Annotated in this window: 16 protein-coding genes; 6 read left to right on the top strand and 10 right to left on the bottom strand. The window is 67.4% G+C overall.

Going from position 1 to position 16425, the window contains the following annotated elements:
* Nucleotides 1–4 precede the first annotated feature (4 nt).
* From KNW02_RS03075 to KNW02_RS03065, 3 genes are all read left to right on the top strand, one after another.
* The gene (locus KNW02_RS03075) at nucleotides 5–3016 is read left to right on the top strand and encodes an ATP-binding protein (protein ID WP_216031795.1); all 3012 of its coding nucleotides are present in this window, start codon (nucleotides 5–7) and stop codon (nucleotides 3014–3016) included.
* Between the two features lie 3 nt (nucleotides 3017–3019).
* Nucleotides 3020–3688, top strand: coding sequence for a Crp/Fnr family transcriptional regulator (locus KNW02_RS03070; protein WP_216031794.1), 669 nt, complete (start codon nucleotides 3020–3022; stop codon nucleotides 3686–3688).
* Between the two features lie 83 nt (nucleotides 3689–3771).
* Complete coding sequence (locus tag KNW02_RS03065; protein ID WP_216031793.1) at nucleotides 3772–5256, top strand: inorganic phosphate transporter; 1485 nt, start codon at nucleotides 3772–3774, stop codon at nucleotides 5254–5256.
* On the opposite strand, the gene trhO is transcribed toward KNW02_RS03065, so the two are convergent.
* Both trhO and KNW02_RS03055 read right to left on the bottom strand, forming a co-directional pair.
* Nucleotides 5234–6142 (bottom strand): oxygen-dependent tRNA uridine(34) hydroxylase TrhO, encoded by a 909-nt coding sequence (trhO, locus tag KNW02_RS03060; RefSeq protein WP_216031792.1) that lies wholly within the window; start codon nucleotides 6140–6142, stop codon nucleotides 5234–5236. The genes KNW02_RS03065 and trhO overlap by 23 nt on opposite strands.
* Before the next feature lie 39 nt (nucleotides 6143–6181).
* Complete coding sequence (locus KNW02_RS03055) at nucleotides 6182–7768, bottom strand: SLC13 family permease (RefSeq protein WP_216031791.1); 1587 nt, start codon at nucleotides 7766–7768, stop codon at nucleotides 6182–6184.
* Between the two features lie 191 nt (nucleotides 7769–7959).
* Here KNW02_RS03055 and pncA point away from each other — a divergent pair, with 191 nt between their 5' ends.
* Nucleotides 7960–8556, top strand: a complete 597-nt coding sequence (gene pncA / locus KNW02_RS03050) for a bifunctional nicotinamidase/pyrazinamidase (RefSeq protein ID WP_216031790.1) — start codon at nucleotides 7960–7962, stop codon at nucleotides 8554–8556.
* Between the two features lie 9 nt (nucleotides 8557–8565).
* Here the strand turns inward: pncA and KNW02_RS03045 are convergent, their stop codons facing one another.
* From KNW02_RS03045 to KNW02_RS03020, 6 genes are read right to left on the bottom strand one after another with little or no spacing between them, the layout of a single operon-like run.
* Entirely contained in the window at nucleotides 8566–9159 is a 594-nt protein-coding gene (locus KNW02_RS03045) for a hypothetical protein (protein ID WP_216031789.1), read from the bottom strand.
* Complete coding sequence (locus tag KNW02_RS03040; RefSeq protein ID WP_216031788.1) at nucleotides 9156–9977, bottom strand: ABC transporter permease; 822 nt, start codon at nucleotides 9975–9977, stop codon at nucleotides 9156–9158. Before KNW02_RS03040 ends, KNW02_RS03045 begins: the two co-directional genes overlap by 4 nt.
* Nucleotides 9974–10696: an ABC transporter ATP-binding protein gene (locus KNW02_RS03035; RefSeq protein ID WP_216031787.1), complete on the bottom strand. Its 723-nt coding sequence runs from the start codon at nucleotides 10694–10696 to the stop codon at nucleotides 9974–9976. The genes KNW02_RS03040 and KNW02_RS03035 overlap by 4 nt, the downstream gene beginning before the upstream one ends.
* 6 nt (nucleotides 10697–10702) lie before the next feature.
* Nucleotides 10703–11266 (bottom strand): cupredoxin domain-containing protein, encoded by a 564-nt coding sequence (locus KNW02_RS03030; RefSeq protein WP_216031786.1) that lies wholly within the window; start codon nucleotides 11264–11266, stop codon nucleotides 10703–10705.
* Between the two features lie 24 nt (nucleotides 11267–11290).
* Nucleotides 11291–12250, bottom strand: coding sequence for a YVTN family beta-propeller repeat protein (locus tag KNW02_RS03025; RefSeq protein WP_216031785.1), 960 nt, complete (start codon nucleotides 12248–12250; stop codon nucleotides 11291–11293).
* An 8-nt stretch (nucleotides 12251–12258) separates the two neighbouring features.
* A complete protein-coding gene (locus KNW02_RS03020; protein WP_216031784.1) occupies nucleotides 12259–13446 on the bottom strand; it encodes an ABC transporter substrate-binding protein in 1188 nt (395 codons plus the stop codon).
* A 163-nt stretch (nucleotides 13447–13609) separates the two neighbouring features.
* Between KNW02_RS03020 and KNW02_RS03015 the strand changes: the two genes are divergently transcribed.
* Nucleotides 13610–14167 (top strand): SRPBCC family protein, encoded by a 558-nt coding sequence (locus KNW02_RS03015; RefSeq protein ID WP_216031783.1) that lies wholly within the window; start codon nucleotides 13610–13612, stop codon nucleotides 14165–14167.
* 7 nt (nucleotides 14168–14174) lie between these two features.
* Nucleotides 14175–15107, top strand: coding sequence for a YncE family protein (locus KNW02_RS03010; protein WP_216031782.1), 933 nt, complete (start codon nucleotides 14175–14177; stop codon nucleotides 15105–15107).
* Here KNW02_RS03010 and KNW02_RS03005 read toward each other — a convergent pair.
* Both KNW02_RS03005 and KNW02_RS03000 read right to left on the bottom strand, forming a co-directional pair.
* On the bottom strand, nucleotides 15082–15615 hold the full coding sequence (locus KNW02_RS03005; protein WP_216031781.1) for a PQQ-dependent catabolism-associated CXXCW motif protein: 534 nt from the start codon (nucleotides 15613–15615) through the stop codon (nucleotides 15082–15084). The genes KNW02_RS03010 and KNW02_RS03005 overlap by 26 nt on opposite strands.
* Nucleotides 15612–16424 (bottom strand): quinoprotein dehydrogenase-associated putative ABC transporter substrate-binding protein, encoded by an 813-nt coding sequence (locus tag KNW02_RS03000; RefSeq protein ID WP_216031780.1) that lies wholly within the window; start codon nucleotides 16422–16424, stop codon nucleotides 15612–15614. The genes KNW02_RS03005 and KNW02_RS03000 overlap by 4 nt, the downstream gene beginning before the upstream one ends.
* Nucleotide 16425 lies beyond the last annotated feature (1 nt).

Below are 16425 nucleotides of genomic sequence, written 5' to 3'. Positions count from 1 at the left end.
ATCCATGCCACAACTCGCCACACGAAACGTCATCGGCCAGGACGGCGAGCGCCGCCAGGTCACGGCGCTGTTCGTCGATATGGCCGGCTTCAGCGAATTTGCCAGCACGGCGGACGCCGAGGATCTGCGGGACTGGCTTGACGGATTCTACGGTCAGGGGCGCGAGATCGTCGAGGCGGGCGGCGGCGAGGTCACCGAATATCTCGGCGACGGCATCGTTGCGGTCTTCGGTCTGGCCCGGGCCGAGGAACATGCCGCCCGCCGTGCGGTCGAGGCGGCGCGCAGCATCGTCACCCTGCCCGGCCTTGTCCGTCCCGATGGCCAGGCGGTGGCATTGCGGGCGGGCGTTGCCACCGGCGAGGTCGCCACGCGCCCGCCGGGCCGGGGCGGAGGGTCATTGCCGCGCATGACCGGCATGGTCACCACCCTGGCCCAGCGCCTGCAATCCGCGGCCCTGCCCGGCGAAGTGCTGATCGCCCCCGAGACCCGCGACCTGCTGCGCGGCGCCCTGTCGCTGTCAGCCCGGCCCGGCACAATGCTGAAGGGCTTCGGGGTTCTGACCGTCTACCGGGTCGAGCCGGACATGGCGACAGGCGCGGGACCGCACCCCTCGCAGGCCGGGCGTCCCTTCATCGGCCGCCTGTCCCAGCGCGGCCGCATCCTCGCGGCGACGGATCGCCCCTGCCTGTTGGTCGGCCCCGCCGGCATCGGCAAAAGCACGCTGGCCGGCACATTCATGCCCGCAGACCGGCCTCATGCGGTATTTCAGGCCGACGCGCTCAGCAGCGGCGAAGGCTATGCCCCTTTCCGGCAATGGCTGCGCGCCCTTTCGGGCGACGGGTCGCCCACGGTCGAAACCCTGACGCGGCGCTTCAAGGGGCTGGACGGGGACGGCATTCTGGGCCTTGCCCTTGTTCTGGGTCTGCCCGAAGGCGGCGCCCTGCTGACCCGCCTTGCCAGCAACGCCCTGCGCGACCGGATCGAGGCCAGCCTCTGCCACGCCATCCGGGCCGAGGTCCCGAAGGGCGTGCTGCTATTCGAGGATCTGCACTGGCTGGACAGCGCCAGCTTCGGCGTGTTGCGGCAACTGATGCAGGATCTGGAACCGGAACGCCACCGGCTGCTGATGACCAGCCGCGAGACGATCAAGATCCACCGCCACCTGTCCGGCCTGCCGCTTGAGATCATCGGCCTCGACGCCTTTGCACCGGCCGAATCGCGCGCCTATCTGGACGCTTTCGGAACCGCGGAACTGGATCAGGCCACCCGCGACGACCTGATCCGCCATGCCGGCGGAGTGCCGCTGTTTCTGGAGCAGCTTGTCCGCCATGCCGGGCGCCGGAACCCGGCAGCGGGCGAAATCCCGGCAACGCTGAGCGATCTCTTGACCGAACGGATCGACGCGGCAGGCGCGGCGCGGCCGGTCCTGTTGCAGGCCTCGGTGCTGGGACGCAGCTTCCCGCAACGCCTGCTTGAGGAATTGGCCGCCCCTCAGCCCGATATCCCGCAGATGCTGAAACGGGCGGTTGCGGCCGATATTCTGCAGCCAGCCGGTCCCGGCCGCTGGAGCTTCAGTCACGCGCTGCTGCAGCGCGCCGCCTATCGCCAGCTTCTGCGCGGCACCCGCGAGGCGCTTCACGCGCGGGTGGCCGAACTGTTGCAGGGGCGCTGCGCCGATCTGCCCGAGGCCGGGCCCGCGCTGCTGGCCAGCCATCAGTGCCGGGCGCAGCTGCACCTGCCGGCCGCCGGCAGCTATCTTCAGGCCAGCCGGCAGGCCCTGCTGCACGGCGCACTGGCCGATGCCGAAGAGCATGCCCGCGCGGCACTGACCATGTGCGCGCAGGCCGGTGACCTTCCCGGCGCGACCCAGCTTGAAATTGCCGCCCAGACCGCACTGGGTTCCATCCTGATGCAGTCGCAGGGCTATGCCTCGGCACCGGTCCGCACCGCGTTTGCCGAGGTTCTGCGCCTCGCCAGCGAGGACAGTTCCGATGCCGGCAACGGCGCGGCGCTGTTTGGCAGCTATTCCCATGCGATCATCGCCGGAAACCGGGAGGCGGCTGACGATCTGGCCCGGCTGCTGGACGACGCCGCCAGAGCCGCCGAAACGAGGCTGCTGCCGGATCGCGTCGAGATCAGGCTCGCGGCCGAGGCGGCGGCGAATTGCGGCTGTTTCTACGCCGGCGAGTTTCGCGACCAGTTCGCCCGCATCGCCCGCATCCGGGCTCTCTATGACCTCCGCCGGCACGCACCGATGATCACGCAATACGGCATGGACATCTTCGCCGCGGCCCAGATGTTCGAGGTGCCGGCCCGCGTCTTCTGTGGCGAAACCGCCCAGCTGACCGCGCTGATCGAGGAAACCGACGCGCATCAGGCGGCCCTGAACATCCCGCTGATGCAGCCCTATGCGCTGATCTGGGGCAGCGTGCCGCTGCATGCCGCCGGCCGCACCGAAGAGGCGCTGGCGCGGCTGCGGCGCGGCATCTCGGTCGCGGCCGAGCAGGGCGCCGGCTTCTGGGGGCTGATCGGCACCTGCTGGCATCACGTCATCGACCCCTCGCGCAGCGACAACCCCGAGGGCCGCGCCGTCTTCCGCCACGCCATCGACATGCTGCGCGGCATCGGCGCATTGATCGGCCTGCCCTATTTCACCGCCCATTACGCCGCCGCCCTTGCCCGTGCGGGCGAAGTGCCGGAGGCCTTCGCCCTGTCCCGCGCCGCCGTCGAGGAAGGCGCGGCATCACGGCTGCTGTGCTGGCAGGCCGAAACCCTGCGCCTGCATGCCGATATCGCCCGGCGTCTCGGCCAAGCCGAAGATGCGGCGCGAGGGCTGGCCGAGGCGGTGGCGCTTGCGGACGGACAGGGTGCGCGGCTGTGGCAGCTGCGCGCGGCACTGGATCTGTCCGCGATCCCCGGTGACGACGGCGCATCTCTGGCCGCTGCCCGCAGCCATTTCCCCGAGGATGCCTCGCTGCCCGAGCTTCGGGGGCATCGTGTCGTGCTGGCCGGATAGCGCATGAGCGGCAGGATACTGGACCATGACCTGCCGCTGCTTGCCGGGCTGACCGAGGCGGACCTGAGCGGCCTTGGCATCCGCCACCATCTTGCGCGGCTGTCCGCATGGGAAACGCTGTTCGACCAGAGCGACACCAGCCGCGATGTCTGTTTCCTGATTTCCGGCGCGCTGATGGCGATCCACTGGACCGAGGACGGGCGCGAGATCATCTTCAGCCGGTTCCAGCCGGGCGATCATTTCGGCGAACTGGCCGCGCTGGACGGGGGCAGCCGGTCGCTGGCCGTGGTGGCGCGTGAAGCCTCGCAGGTTCTGGTGCTGGAACGCGACTCCTTCCTGCGGCTGGTCGATCGCCAGCCACTGGTGCGCGACCGCCTGCTGGCCGCGATGGTCGCCCGGATCCGCCTGCTGACGCGGCGCAACCTCGATCTGGTGACACAAAGCGTCGAACAGCGGGTCCGCGCCTACCTTGTCTCGACCTTCTTCGAGCATGGCTGCCTGCACCCGGGCGGCGTCATCGAGGACATGCCGACCCATTCCGAGATTGCCGCCAGCATCGGCGCCAACCGCGAGATCGTCAGCCGCTCGCTGTCGCAATTGCGCCGCGCCGGGCTGATCCGCACCGGACGGCGCAAGATCGAACTGCTGGATCCGGGGCAACTGGCGGGCTAGACCGTCGTCGGCCACGGCCGGGCACATGCTTGATCTGCCGTGCAAAGGCCAATAGGCAGCCGGCAGCTTATTCCGAGGGCATCATGGCCAATAACGACTTCGAAGCGCGCCATCTCGAAACGCTCGACCGCGATCTGGGGCGGTTCTCGTCGCTTGAACTGGGAACGGCCAGCCTGTCCCGCCCGCTGGTCGGACCCGGCCTCGCCTTCACCTTCATCCTGCTGGCCGCGCTGGCCGCCGCGCTTCTTCTGGGCTTTTCCGGCAACGGGCCGATCGTCGTGGTCGCGGCCGCCTTCGGGGCCTATATGGCGCTGAATATCGGCGCCAATGACGTGGCCAACAACATGGGTCCGGCGGTCGGGGCAAATGCGCTGACCATGGGCGGCGCCATCCTGATCGCCGCCATCTTTGAAAGCGCGGGCGCGCTGATCGCGGGGGGCGACGTGGTCTCGACCATCTCGAAGGGGATCATCGCGCCCGAAAGCATCGGGGCGCCGAAGACCTTTCTCTGGGCGATGATGGCGGCGCTGCTGGCCTCGGCGCTATGGGTCAATCTGGCGACCTGGATCGGGGCGCCGGTCTCGACCACACATTCGGTCGTCGGCGGGGTGATGGGGGCGGGCATCGCCGCCGCCGGGCTTGCCTCGGTCAACTGGCCGACGATGGGGGCGATCGCGGCAAGCTGGGTGATCTCGCCCTTGCTGGGCGGGCTGATCGCCGCCGGGTTCTTGTGGTTCATCAAGGCGCGGATCGTCTATCAGCCCGACAAGATCGCCGCCGCGCGCCGCTGGGTGCCGGTGCTGGTCGGCATCCTGGCCGGCGCCTTCGCCACCTATCTGGCGCTGAAGGGGCTGAAGCATCTGGTCGAGATCTCGTTCGGCGCGGCGCTTGGCCTCGGGTTGGCGGCGGGGATCCTGGTCTGGCTGGTGATGATCCCGGTGATCCGGCGTCAGTCGGCGGGGCTGGAAAATCGCAGCAAGTCGCTGAAGATCCTGTTCGGCATCCCGCTGGTGGTGTCGGCGGCGCTGCTCAGCTTTGCCCATGGCGCCAACGATGTCGCCAATGCGGTCGGGCCGCTGGCCGCCATCGTTCAGGCGGCGCAGTCCGGCGCTGTCGCATCCTCGGTCAGCATTCCGGTCTGGGTCATGCTGATCGGGGCGTTCGGCATCTCGTTCGGGCTGTTCCTGTTCGGCCCCAAGCTGATCCGCATGGTCGGCAGCCAGATCACCAAGCTGAACCCGATGCGCGCCTTCTGCGTCGCGCTGTCAGCGGCGATCACGGTGATCCTGGCAAGCTGGCTCGGCCTGCCGGTCAGCTCGACCCATATAGCCGTCGGCGCGATCTTCGGGGTCGGCTTCTTCCGCGAATGGGACGCCGAGCGCCGGCTGCGGCTGGCGCATGTGGCAAGGCCGGACGTGCCGCGCATCTCGCCCGACGAGCGTGGCCGGCGCAAGCTGGTGCGCCGGTCCCATGTCATGACCATCGTGGCGGCCTGGATCGTCACCGTTCCCGCCGCGGCGCTGCTGTCGGCGCTGATCTTCCTCGCTATCCGCCTGATGATGGGCTGAGCGCCGCGCGCCCGGCCGCCAGATCGAACTGCCGCTGCCTTTCGCGGAAACGGGCGCGGTCGGCCTCGTCATATTCGCCGGCGCAGCGGTGGCAGCACACGCCCTCCTCGTATTCCGGCCGCGCCCGGTCCTCGGGCGCCAGCGGGCGGCGGCAGGCGTGGCACAGCCCGTGCCGGCCCTGCGCCAGCCCGTGGCCGAGGCTGACGCGCTGATCGAAGACAAAGCACTCGCCCTGCCAGAGGCTGTCTTCCTCGGGGACATCCTCAAGATATTTCAGAATCCCGCCCCTGAGGTGGAACACCTCCTCGACACCCTGCGACAACAGGTAATTGGTCGATTTCTCGCAGCGGATGCCGCCGGTGCAGAACATGGCGATGCGCTTGTTGTGAAAGCGATGCGCATTCGCCTGCCACCAGGCCGGAAAATCGCGGAAGCTGCCGGTGCCCGGATCGACGGCGCCCCGGAAGGTGCCGATCCCGACCTCGTAATCGTTGCGGGTGTCGATCACCGCCACATCCGGCGCGCTGATCAGCGCGTTCCAGTCTGCGGGCTCGACATAGCGGCCGACGGCGGCGGTCGGGTCCACATCCGGCTGACCCATGGTCACGATCTCGCGCTTGAGGCGTACCTTCATGCGGCCGAAGGGCATGGTCGCGGCCGTGCTTTCCTTCCAGTCCAGCCCGGCGCAGCCCGGCAGGGCGCGGAGATGGGCCAGAACCGCGTCAATGCCGGCCCGGCTGCCGGCAATGGTGCCGTTGATCCCCTCGCGCGCCAGCAGCAGCGTGCCCCGGACACCCTGCCCGCAGGCCAGTCTGGCCAGCGCCGGCTTCAGCGCGGCGGGGTCGTCGAAACGGGTGAAGTGATAGAGGGCGGCGACGATCAGCATGGGCGCGGCATAGGACAGCCGCGCCCGCTCTGGCAAGCCTCAGAAGGTCAGGCCCATGGCGATTCCGCCAAGAACATAGCAGACCAGCGTGATCAGGATGATGCCGACGATGTTCAGCACCAGCCCGCCGCGCGCCATCTGCGCGATGGTGACCTTGCCGGTCCCGAAGACGATGGCATTGGGCGGCGTGCCGACCGGCAGCATGAAGGCGCAGGTCGCGGCGAAGGCCGCCGGGATCAGCAGGCTCATCGCATCGGCCCCGATGCCCAGTGCCACCCCGCCGAGGATCGGGATGAAGGTCGCCGCCGTGGCCGTGTTCGAGGTGATCTCGGTCAGGAACAGGATGATCGTGACCACCGCCGCCACCAGCATGACCGGCGGCAGCACCCCAAGCCCGGTGACCTGCTGGCCGAACCAGCTGTCCAGACCCGAGGCCGCGACCGCCGAAGCCAGGCTGAGGCCGCCGCCGAACAGCAGCAGCACACCCCAGGGCAGCCCGTCCTCGGCATCCTTCCAGTCCAGCACCATCTTGGTCCGGCCCTCACCCGGCAGGATGAACATGACCAGGCCCGCGGCGATGGCGATGGCGGTGTCGTCCAGACCTCCCAAAGCATCGATGCCCAGGAGGCTGGACAGCAGCCCCGGCACCACCCACAGGAAGGCGGCACCGAGGAAGACATACATCACCATCCGCTCGCCCTGGCTCAGCGGACCAAGCTCGGCAAGCTGGTCCTCGATCATCTGCTGGCCGCCCGGAATCTCGGGCAGGTCAAAACGATAGAGGACCCGCGTCAGCAGGAACCAGGCGATGAAGATGAAGCCGAAGGCCAGCGGGATGCCGAGGATCATCCATTCCAGAAAGCCCACCTCGCGGCCCAGCTCGTCGGCGGCATAGCCCGCGACGATGGCGTTGGGCGGGCTGCCCAGCAGCGTGCCCAGCCCGCCCATCGACGCCGCCCAGGCGATGGACAGCACAAGGCAGACGCCGAAGGCGCGGACATTCTTGTCCTGAACCACATCGGCGATCTTCGCACCGGCCTCCAGCGCCGCCTGGGTCGCGGCTGCGTCCTGATTGGAACTGCGATCGATGACCAGCGACAGGATCGACAGACCGATCGGCAGCATCATCAGCGTGGTGGCGGTGTTCGAGACCCACATCGACAGGAATCCGGTGGCTAGCATCATCCCCAGAACGATCTGGCGCGGATGCACGCCCACGCGGTGCAGGGTCAGCAGCGCCACCCGCCGGTGCAGGTTCCATTTCTCCATGGCGATGGCGATCAGGAAGCCGCCGAGGAACAGGAACACGATGGAACTGGCATAGGGCGCGGTGGCCTGACCGACCGTCCGCTCGGTCAGGGCCGGGATCAGCACGATCGGCAGAAGCGAAGTGGCCGACAGCGGGATCGCCTCGGACATCCACCAGATCGCCATCAGCGTCCCGACCGAGGCGACGACCCGCGCATCCGCGCTCAGCCCCTCGGCGCCGCCCAGAAGCAGCCAGACCAGCAGCGCCATGAACAGACCGAAGGCGCGCAGGCCCCAGATCATCCGGGCCGAGCGTCCGGTCGTCGGGGCATTTTCGTCATATTCACCCTGCTGGTGAAACTCTTCGTCCAAACTCATTTTGGTACCCTCCTCCGCGTGTTTCGCGTTCCTCTTGGGCCACTTGGCCTGACCCGGACGCATCCGAAGCCGTTCTTACAATCTATTGTAGAATCCCGCATTTCGCCAGCGACGAGAAAAAGCGGAAAGACGAACATTGACGCGAGGCACCGCGGTTTTTAGGCAGGGATGAAGGCAGGCGGAGGCGGGCGATGGCAAGGGCGTTGATCGTGATCGACATGCAGAAGGATTTCTGCCCGGGCGGCGCGCTGGCGGTCACCGGCGGGGATGAGATCGTCGGGCCGATCAATGCGCTGATGGCGGATTTCGAGGCCGTGGTCCTGACCCAGGACTGGCATCCGGCCGATCACACCAGCTTTGCCGACAACCATCCGGGCGCCGAGGCATTTTCCTCGATCGAGATGGATTATGGCCCCCAGGTCCTGTGGCCGCGCCATTGCGTGATCGGCAGCGATGGGGCGGGCTTCCATCCCGATCTGGCTCTGGACCGCGCCGATCTAGTGATCCGCAAGGGGTTCCGCGCCGGAATCGACAGCTATTCCGCCTTTTTCGAGAATGACCACGCCACGCCGACCGGGCTTGCCGGGTATCTGCGCGACCGCGGGCTGAACGAGCTGACCTTCGTCGGCCTCGCCCATGATTTCTGCGTCGCCTGGAGTGCGGTGGACGCAGCGAAACTGGGCTTTTCGGTCGGCGTCATCGAAGAGGCCACCCGCGCCATCGACCTGAACGGCAGCCGCAACGCGGCGCGCGCGAACATGCGTGCCGCCGGTGTGATCCTGCGATAGAGGGCCGCGCTATTCCAGATGCCCGGCGATGGCGCGGGCCAGGGCGAAGGCACGCTGTTCCAGGATCACCGGGGTTTCGCAGACATAGGTCAGCGATTGCTGGCGTTCGGTGAAGATGCGCTGATCCCAGTCCAGCGCCGCCTCCTCGCTGTCGATGGCGTCGAAATCGGGCTCGGCGGCGGCCTCAAGCGCGGCCATCTTCGCCCGCCTGTCCTCGATCATCTGCGCCAGTTCGACCTGTTTCTGGCCATAGCGGGCGATGCCCGCGATCAGGGCGCTGCGCTCGGGTTCGATCCTGTCGAACACCGCCACCATCAGCGCGGTCAGCCGGGCATTGTCGGCGGTTTCGGCAAATGCCGCGATGTCGGCCTCGGCCTCCTCGACCGGCAGGCGGCGTTGTTCCAGACGCTCGGCCAGCGCGGCGATGGCCGGCTCGCGGGCCAGATCGCCGATGGCCTCGTCCGGGGCCGGCCCGCTCCAGATCTGGCCCAGCGACAGATGCGGCTGCTTGCGCTGGATGCAGGGCCAGTCCGGGTCGGTGCCATTGGCCGCCAGCGCCGGACCCGCCGCCAGCGCAAGGATCAGTGTCAGGACAGATCTCATGCTCCCCCCCTTTTTCGGGCCCAGAGGCCCTTGGCCGGATCATACATGAACACCGCCGCCCCGAAAAAGCCCGCCAGACAGCCCAGCACCACCGCCAGCGACAGCCAGTTCACCTGCCCGTAAAGCGCGAACCGGATCAGCTCGACCGCATGGGTAAAGGGATTCACCGCGCAGATATCGTGCAGCAGGGTCGAGCTTTCGCGCATCCGCCACAGCGGGTAAAGCGCCGAGGAGGCGAAGAACATCGGAAAGATGACGAAGTTCATCACGCCCGCGAAATTTTCCAGCTGGCGGATGGCCGAGGACAGAAACAGCCCCATCGCCCCCAGCATCAGCCCCGACAGGATCAGCGCCGGCAGCACGGCAAGATAGCCCCAGACGGGCGGCTGCACGTCCCAGAACCAGGCGATGGCAAGGAAGGTATAGACCTGGATGATCGAGACGACGACCCCCGCGACCAGCTTCGAGGCCAGCAGGAACCAGCGTGGAAACGGGCTGACCAGCAGGGTGCGCATGGCCCCGGTCTCGCGGTCATAGACCATCGAGAGCGAGGACTGCATGCCGTTGAACAGCTGGATCATGGCGCAGAGGCCGGGCGTGACATAGACCTCGTAGAGCACATAGGTCTGGTAGGGCGGCGTGATCGACAGCCCCAGAACGGCGCGGAACCCGGCGGCAAAGATGAACAGCCAGACCAGCGGCCGGACCAGCGCCGCAAGGAACCGGCCGCGCTGGTTGACGAAACGCAGCGTCTCGCGCCGGGCGATGCCCAGAAAGGCGGTGATCCACGCGGCGGGCGGAAAGACGCGGTCGCTCATGCGGCCACGCCGGTCAGGGTCAGGAAGGCCTGGGTCAGCCCCAGCTTGCCGGCGATCTCGGCGGCGCTGCCGTGCCGCAGCACCTCGCCCCGGTGCAGGATCACCAGATCGTCGTCAGGCTGGATCTCGTCCATGATATGTGTGGCCCACAGGGCCGAGACGCCATTCTCGGCGATCAGCCGGCGGGTCAGGGCCAGCACCTCGGCACGGGATTTCACGTCAAGCCCGACGGTCGCCTCATCCAGCAGCAGGATATCGGGGCGGTGGATCAGCGCGCGGGCGATCTCGGCCCGGCGGCTCTGGCCGCCCGACAGGGCCGAGACCCGATCGCCGGCCTTCTCGGTCAGCCCGACCTGCGCCAGAACGGCGGCGATCCGCTCACGCGCCTCGGCGCGACCGATACCGTGCAGGCTGGCGTGATAGGCAAGGTTCTGGCGCACCGTCAGATCGGCATCCATGGCCCGGCTTTGAAACACTACGCCCAGCCGCGCAAGTGCCTGCACCGGCTGGCGGCGCAGATCGTAACCCGCAACCCGGATCGAGCCCGAACTGTTGTTGTAAAGCCGGGTAATCAGCGAGAACAGCGTCGTCTTGCCGGCGCCGTTCACGCCCAGAAGCGCGGTGAAGCCGCCGCGCGGCACGATCAGCGAGACATCCTTCAGCGCGTGGACGCGGCCGAAGTTGTGGCTGACCTGATCGATTTCCAGCGCGGCGGTCACGAAGGGTTACTGAATGTTGAACACGGCTTGCTGAGTTTCACCCGAAGAGCCGGGGACCGACAAGGTGTAACGGCCCGGAACGACGGCGATGAAGCTCATCGAGGCGGTGCCGGCATCGTCGAATTCCAGGCTGTGCACACCCATGGGACGAAGCTCGATATCGTTGATGACCACCTCGTTCACCCAGACCGCACGGAAGAAGTCGCCGCCCGACAGGGCCAGTTCCTGGCTGCCGTCGGCATTGATGTCGATGCGGTAGTAACCGCCCGATTTCAGCGTGTATTCGCCGCCCGCCACCGGCTGGCCCGAGGCCAGGGTCAGCGGCGCCAGATCGACGCGGTTGTCGCGCGCCAGGACGCCGGCAAAGCCAAAGTCGAACTTGCCGGCGGCCTGATAGACGCCTTCGCCGCCGGCCGCTTCTTCCTCTTCGTCGTCGTCGTCATCATCCTCTTCGGCGGCTGCCTCGGGCGCGGCCTCGGTGGCCGCCGCGTCACCGGTGGCCGCATCCTGCGCCGCGGCCGGAACGGCCAGTCCGGCCATGATCATCAGAATGGTCAGCAGTCGGGTCATGTCTTTTCTCCTTGTCAGATCAGGTCAGTTCGGTGCGACAACCACGCCCCAGGGCTGCTGGCCCACGGGAACGGATTTGACGACCTTCTCGGCCGCGACGTCGATCACCGAAACGTCGTTGGAATTGCCATTGGTCGTGAACAGGTATTTCTCGTCCGGCGTGAAGGCCATCTGCCAGACCCGCTGGCCGACCAGAAGGTAGTCCTTCACCTCGTCGGTGGCGCCGTCGATCACCGCGACCCGGTTGGCCGGGCCAAGCGCCACGAACAGCTTCGCCCCGTCCGAGGTGATGCGCGCGCCTACGGGCTGGATCGCCTCAGGCAGCACGCCCGGAATGTCGAAGCTGATCTTCTTGACGATCTGCTGCGTCGCGGGGTCGATCACGCTAACCGTGCCGCCGATCTCGCTGGTCACATAGAGCTTGCTGCCATCGGCGCTGTACTGGGCAAAGCGCGGGCGCGAATCGACCAGCACATTGGCGAAGATCTCGAAGCTTTCGCTGTCGATGAAATGCGCCATGTTGGTGGTTTCCGAGGTGTTGATGACCACCTTGCCATCGGGGCTGATGCCCATGCCTTCGGGTTCGACGCCGACCGGGATCTCGGCCAGCACCTGATGGGTCCGGGTATCGACCACGGTGACGAGATTGTCGTCCTCGTTGGCGATATAGAGCGGGTTGCCCGACGGGTGCAGCACGAAGAGTTCCGGGTCCGGCCCCGAGGGCAGGGTGTGCAGTTCTTCCATGGTTTCGGGATCGAAGACCCGCACCAGATTGTCGTCCGAGGCACAGACATACAGTTCCTTGCCGTCGGGGCTGATGGTGATGCCGCGCGGGCGGTTGCCGACCGGATAGGTGCCGATCACCTCCAGCGTCTCGCCGTCCAGAACGGTGACGTCATTGCCCTTCTCGTTGCTGACGAAGACGCGGTTGGCCAGGGCGGGCGTGGTCGCAAGGCACAGGGCCAAAGTGAGGATATGTTTCATCTCGCCTCTCAGAACTGACATTCGGTTTCGGGACGGTCGATCCCCAGCGTGTCAAGCTGGCTGGTCTGGTGCAGATACTGGTCCTGCGGGCTGACCGAAGCGGTCAGGTTGCCGGTGGTCAGCAGGATCGGTTGACGCAGCTGGTGGTCCCAGTCGCGCAGGGTCAGCTTCTGGCCCTTGAAGCCGGCCACGTCGAACTGATCGGACAGCATGAATTCCTTCAGCACCGCCGGATCGGCCGACTGGGTACGGGTGGCCGCCTCGCCGATCATGCGCAGGGCCAGCCAGGTCTGGTAATCGGCCTCGCGCATGCGCCGGTTCGCCAGCTTCTCGAAGCGGTTCTGGAACTGGGTGCCGCCCCAGGCCTCCATCGCCGGATGCCAGCTGCGCGGCACCAGCCCGGCCGAGCCGGTCACCGGTCGCGCATCCCAGGTCTGATAGGGCAGATAGGCGGCGAAGATATCCGCCTCGTCCGCGGCGACGATGACATCATGCTCGGCCGCGCGCTGCGTGAAGACCGGCATCTGCTTTTGCACCTGCACATGGCCGCTGTCGGTGCGCCGGGCGCCGCCGGTATCCTCATAGAGGCGTTCCTCGACGATCTTGGCGCCGAATTTCGTGGCCGAGCGGCGGAAGGCATCTGCCAGCGCCTTGTCCTGCGGATGGCTGCCCTCGATCAGGAACCAGCGCGGCCAGTTCTTCCACATCAGGAACTGCGCCAGCGCATCGGCCATCATCGCCTGGCTGGGCGCGACATGAACGGTATTCGCGCGGCAATCGGCGCCACGCAGGTTGTCGCCGCGCGCCGCGGCGTTGAAGATCATCGCCCGCTCGCCGGCCTGATCGGCCAGCGCCAGCGTGGTGGCGTCATCGGCCAGCACGACCACGAAGGCGACCCCCTCGCCGAGGATGCGGTCCATCTCGGCCGCCGCGGTTTCGGGCGTTGCCGTGACTTCCTCGGCCTCGAAATCCTGCCCCATGAAGCGCCCGGTGGTGTCGTTGTCCTCGATCGCCAGACGCGCGCCGGCAAAGCCGTCATCCTCGGGCGGGATATCCAGCCGCGAGATCGGCGGCAGGCCCGGATCATCGACCCGCAGAACCGCCGCGCGGATCAGCTGAGGCTCGGCCTGCTGTGCCAGGGCGGGCGGTGCCGCCAGACAGATACCAGCCAAAAGTCCTATGATTCCCTTGAACATTTTTTGTCTCCCCGGCGGCATGTTGGAAGTTGGCGCCCGGCGCGGCAAGCCGGTTTATCTTCCCGACGGGGCCGGGAAGATTTGCCATACGCCTTTTGTCCGATGGACGCGGGGCCGTCATGCGCGCATGTTCCGGACCAGATTTCGGGAGGAATGGGAGACGATGATCAGACGAAGCTTTGGTCTGGCCCTTGGCGCGATCCTGGCCATGGCGACGGCCGCCGGGGCGCATGGGCCGTCGCGGCTGAAGACCGAGATGTCGGTGACGCTGGATGCCACGCCCGCCGAGGTGTGGGAGGCCATCGGCAGGTTCGACGACATGGGCTGGCACCCGGCCGTCGCATCGACCGCGATGACGCCCGAAGGCGCGCCGGCCGATCTGCCGGACGAATCGACCCGCGTGCTGCATCTGAAATCCGACAGCGGCGATCCGACCATTACCGAGCAGCTGATGAAGATCGACCCCGACAAGCGCATGTACAAATACATGATCACCGATGTCGCGGTCGAGGTTCTGCCGGTCACGAACTATTCCGCGACGCTGCAGGTCAACGACCTGGACGGCAAGGCCGAGGTGGTCTGGAAGGGCGGCTATTACCGGGGCTTTCCGAACAACGACCCGCCCGAGAACCTGAATGACGACGCCGCGACCGCGGCGGTGACGGCGATCTATCAGGCTGGTCTCGACGCGCTTGCGGAACGCTTTGGCAGGCTCGAATAACCTCGGGATGCTGCTGCGGGCCCTGGCCTTCACCGCATGGATATCCCCGGCCCTCGCCGGGGATATTGCGTTTGTCACCTCGCAGAACGGCAATGCCGTCTCGATCATCGATCTTGGGCAGAACCGTGTCCTTGCCCGGACCACGATCCCGGGCGCGCCGGCGCCGGTCGCCTATGATGCGCAGGCAGGACTCGCTTACGTCATCGCCGCCGATACCGGCCGGCTGAGCGTGCTGGACGAAGACGGCCGGATCGTCAGGCAGAAGGATCTGGGCGAGGGCGCGTTCGGCATCGCCGTGGCGCCGGGCGGCGGGGTCTTTGTCGGCGACTGGTTCGGTGCGCGCCTGATGCGGCTGGATTCGGAACTGCAGCCGCTGTGGGCTTCGGCCACCGGCAAGGCTCCGGCCGGCGTCGCGGTCAGCGAGGATGGCGCGCTGGTCGCCACCGCCGATCGCGACGACGATGCGGTCAGCATTTTCGAGGCTACGACCGGCCGGCTTCTTCACCGCCTCGGCACCGCCGGCGAACATCCCTTCGCGGTGATCTTCCATGGCGGCAGGCTGTGGACCGCCGATGTCATGGGCGACAGCCTGTCGGTCATCGACCCGCTGCGCGGCCGGCTGATCGGTACCGTGCCGACCGGCAGCCGCCCCTATGGCATCGCCTTTGCGGGCGGGCTGGGCTTCGTGACGAATCAATATGCCAGCACGGTGACGGTTTTCGATCCCGAAACGCTGCAGGTCAGGACCGAGATCGAGACCGGCGACTATCCCGAGGGGATCGCCGCCCTGCCCGACGGCAGCGGCGTCATCCTCGCCAACTGGGATTCCGACGCGGTGCAGGTGATCGACGCCACCGACCTGACGATCCGGGCCGAGATCAAGGTGCCGGCCGGTCCCCGCGCCTTCGGGCAGTTCACGGGGCGACGGGTTCGGCCCTGACCAGTTCCCGCCCCAGAACCTGCACCCAGTCATCGGTGCCGCCCGGAAACCACTTCACCTGGCTGTATCCCATGCCCAGGGCGCGTTTCGCGGCATTCCAGCTCATCCAGCAATCGGCGCGGCAGAAAATGACCACCGGCGCCGACCCGTCGCCCGCTGTCGCCTGCGCCAGCCCGTCGGTCAGCCGCGCCTGTTCGGCATCTGACAGCTGCTGATAGCCGGTATCCCACAGCCAGAGCGCACCGGGGATGGTGTCATGGCGCGGTTCGTTCCAGACCGTGCCTTCGGGCAGGCCCTCGGGCCGGCGCCGGCGCGGATAGGCATCGACGAAGGCCACGCCCGCATCATGCAGGGCACCGGCCCTTTCGGCATCGATCACCTCGGCCCCGGCCAGCGTGGCGGGCACCGGCGCGCTGTAAGGCTCGCCCCGATAGCCCTGTGGCTCGGGCACCTCGGCCAGCGCCGGGGTGACGGCCATCAGCAGCAGCAGCGCGGCCCGGCGGATCATGGCAGCAACTCCTTGCCATAGTCATCGACCAGCGGAACCCCGGCCTCGCGCAGCGTGGTGCTGATCTCATCCTGATGGCGGCGGATCAGGCTGTTGAGTTCGCGTTTCCATTCCTGCTCGCCGGGGCGCACGCCCATGGTGATGCGATAGAACATCTTCGGGCCCGCGCCTTCCTTCAGCAACGGCACGAATTGCAGATCCGGATCGTCCTTCACCCGCGGCCCGGCCAGCGGCCCCCAGATCACGGCGGCATCCAGCGAGCCGTCGCGAACGCCATCGATCAGCAGGCCGACCGGATCCTTGACGCGCCGGTCCACGAACAGGTCCGCGCCGCGCATGTCGGCGGCCAGACCGGCCCGGGCCATGATCGTCGCGGGCGGGCTGCCGGCGACGACGCCGATCGGATGCCCCTTCAGCGCCGGATCGCCCAGATGATCGACCGTCGCAAGCGGGCTGTCGCTGCGCGTCACGATGCCGAAAACCGAGGTGTAGTAATGGTTGGTGTTCTGCACCAGCTCGTCGCCCTGGGCATAGCCCATCACCACGTCGCAGGTTCCGGCCCGCAGGGTCCTGGTGATGAAGCCCATGCCCGACGGAAACCAGCTATAGGTCACGGGCAGGTTCAGCCACTGGCCGAACTGTTCGGCCAGCCGGTTCTCGAATCCGGTTCCGTCCTGCATCGACATCGGCGCATTGGCCGGATCGGCACAGACGCGGAACTGGGTGTGAGAGCGCAGGTCGGCCACCTGCGCCACCGCCGGAAACGCCGCGGCGGCCGCGATCAGGGCGGAAAGGAACAGAGGCCGCATG

This window comes from Paracoccus marinaquae (genome assembly GCF_018860165.1).
Taxonomy (GTDB): domain Bacteria; phylum Pseudomonadota; class Alphaproteobacteria; order Rhodobacterales; family Rhodobacteraceae; genus Paracoccus; species Paracoccus marinaquae.
The sequence above is the reverse complement of the archived record's forward strand: the minus strand, read 5'-3'. Positions and strand labels throughout refer to the sequence as shown.

Bases quoted from the DNA above. Each gene is read 5' to 3' on its own strand.
- KNW02_RS03075 (WP_216031795.1), top strand. From the start codon at position 5: ATGCCACAACTCGCCACACGAAACGTCATCGGCCAGGACGGCGAGCGC.
- KNW02_RS03070 (WP_216031794.1), top strand. From the start codon at position 3,020: ATGAGCGGCAGGATACTGGACCATGACCTGCCGCTGCTTGCCGGGCTG.
- KNW02_RS03065 (WP_216031793.1), top strand. From the start codon at position 3,772: ATGGCCAATAACGACTTCGAAGCGCGCCATCTCGAAACGCTCGACCGC.
- trhO (WP_216031792.1), bottom strand. From the start codon at position 6,142: ATGCTGATCGTCGCCGCCCTCTATCACTTCACCCGTTTCGACGACCCC.
- KNW02_RS03055 (WP_216031791.1), bottom strand. From the start codon at position 7,768: ATGAGTTTGGACGAAGAGTTTCACCAGCAGGGTGAATATGACGAAAAT.
- pncA (WP_216031790.1), top strand. From the start codon at position 7,960: ATGGCAAGGGCGTTGATCGTGATCGACATGCAGAAGGATTTCTGCCCG.
- KNW02_RS03045 (WP_216031789.1), bottom strand. From the start codon at position 9,159: ATGAGATCTGTCCTGACACTGATCCTTGCGCTGGCGGCGGGTCCGGCG.
- KNW02_RS03040 (WP_216031788.1), bottom strand. From the start codon at position 9,977: ATGAGCGACCGCGTCTTTCCGCCCGCCGCGTGGATCACCGCCTTTCTG.
- KNW02_RS03030 (WP_216031786.1), bottom strand. From the start codon at position 11,266: ATGACCCGACTGCTGACCATTCTGATGATCATGGCCGGACTGGCCGTT.
- KNW02_RS03025 (WP_216031785.1), bottom strand. From the start codon at position 12,250: ATGAAACATATCCTCACTTTGGCCCTGTGCCTTGCGACCACGCCCGCC.
- KNW02_RS03020 (WP_216031784.1), bottom strand. From the start codon at position 13,446: ATGTTCAAGGGAATCATAGGACTTTTGGCTGGTATCTGTCTGGCGGCA.
- KNW02_RS03015 (WP_216031783.1), top strand. From the start codon at position 13,610: ATGATCAGACGAAGCTTTGGTCTGGCCCTTGGCGCGATCCTGGCCATG.
- KNW02_RS03010 (WP_216031782.1), top strand. From the start codon at position 14,175: ATGCTGCTGCGGGCCCTGGCCTTCACCGCATGGATATCCCCGGCCCTC.
- KNW02_RS03005 (WP_216031781.1), bottom strand. From the start codon at position 15,615: ATGATCCGCCGGGCCGCGCTGCTGCTGCTGATGGCCGTCACCCCGGCG.
- KNW02_RS03000 (WP_216031780.1), bottom strand. From the start codon at position 16,424: ATGCGGCCTCTGTTCCTTTCCGCCCTGATCGCGGCCGCCGCGGCGTTT.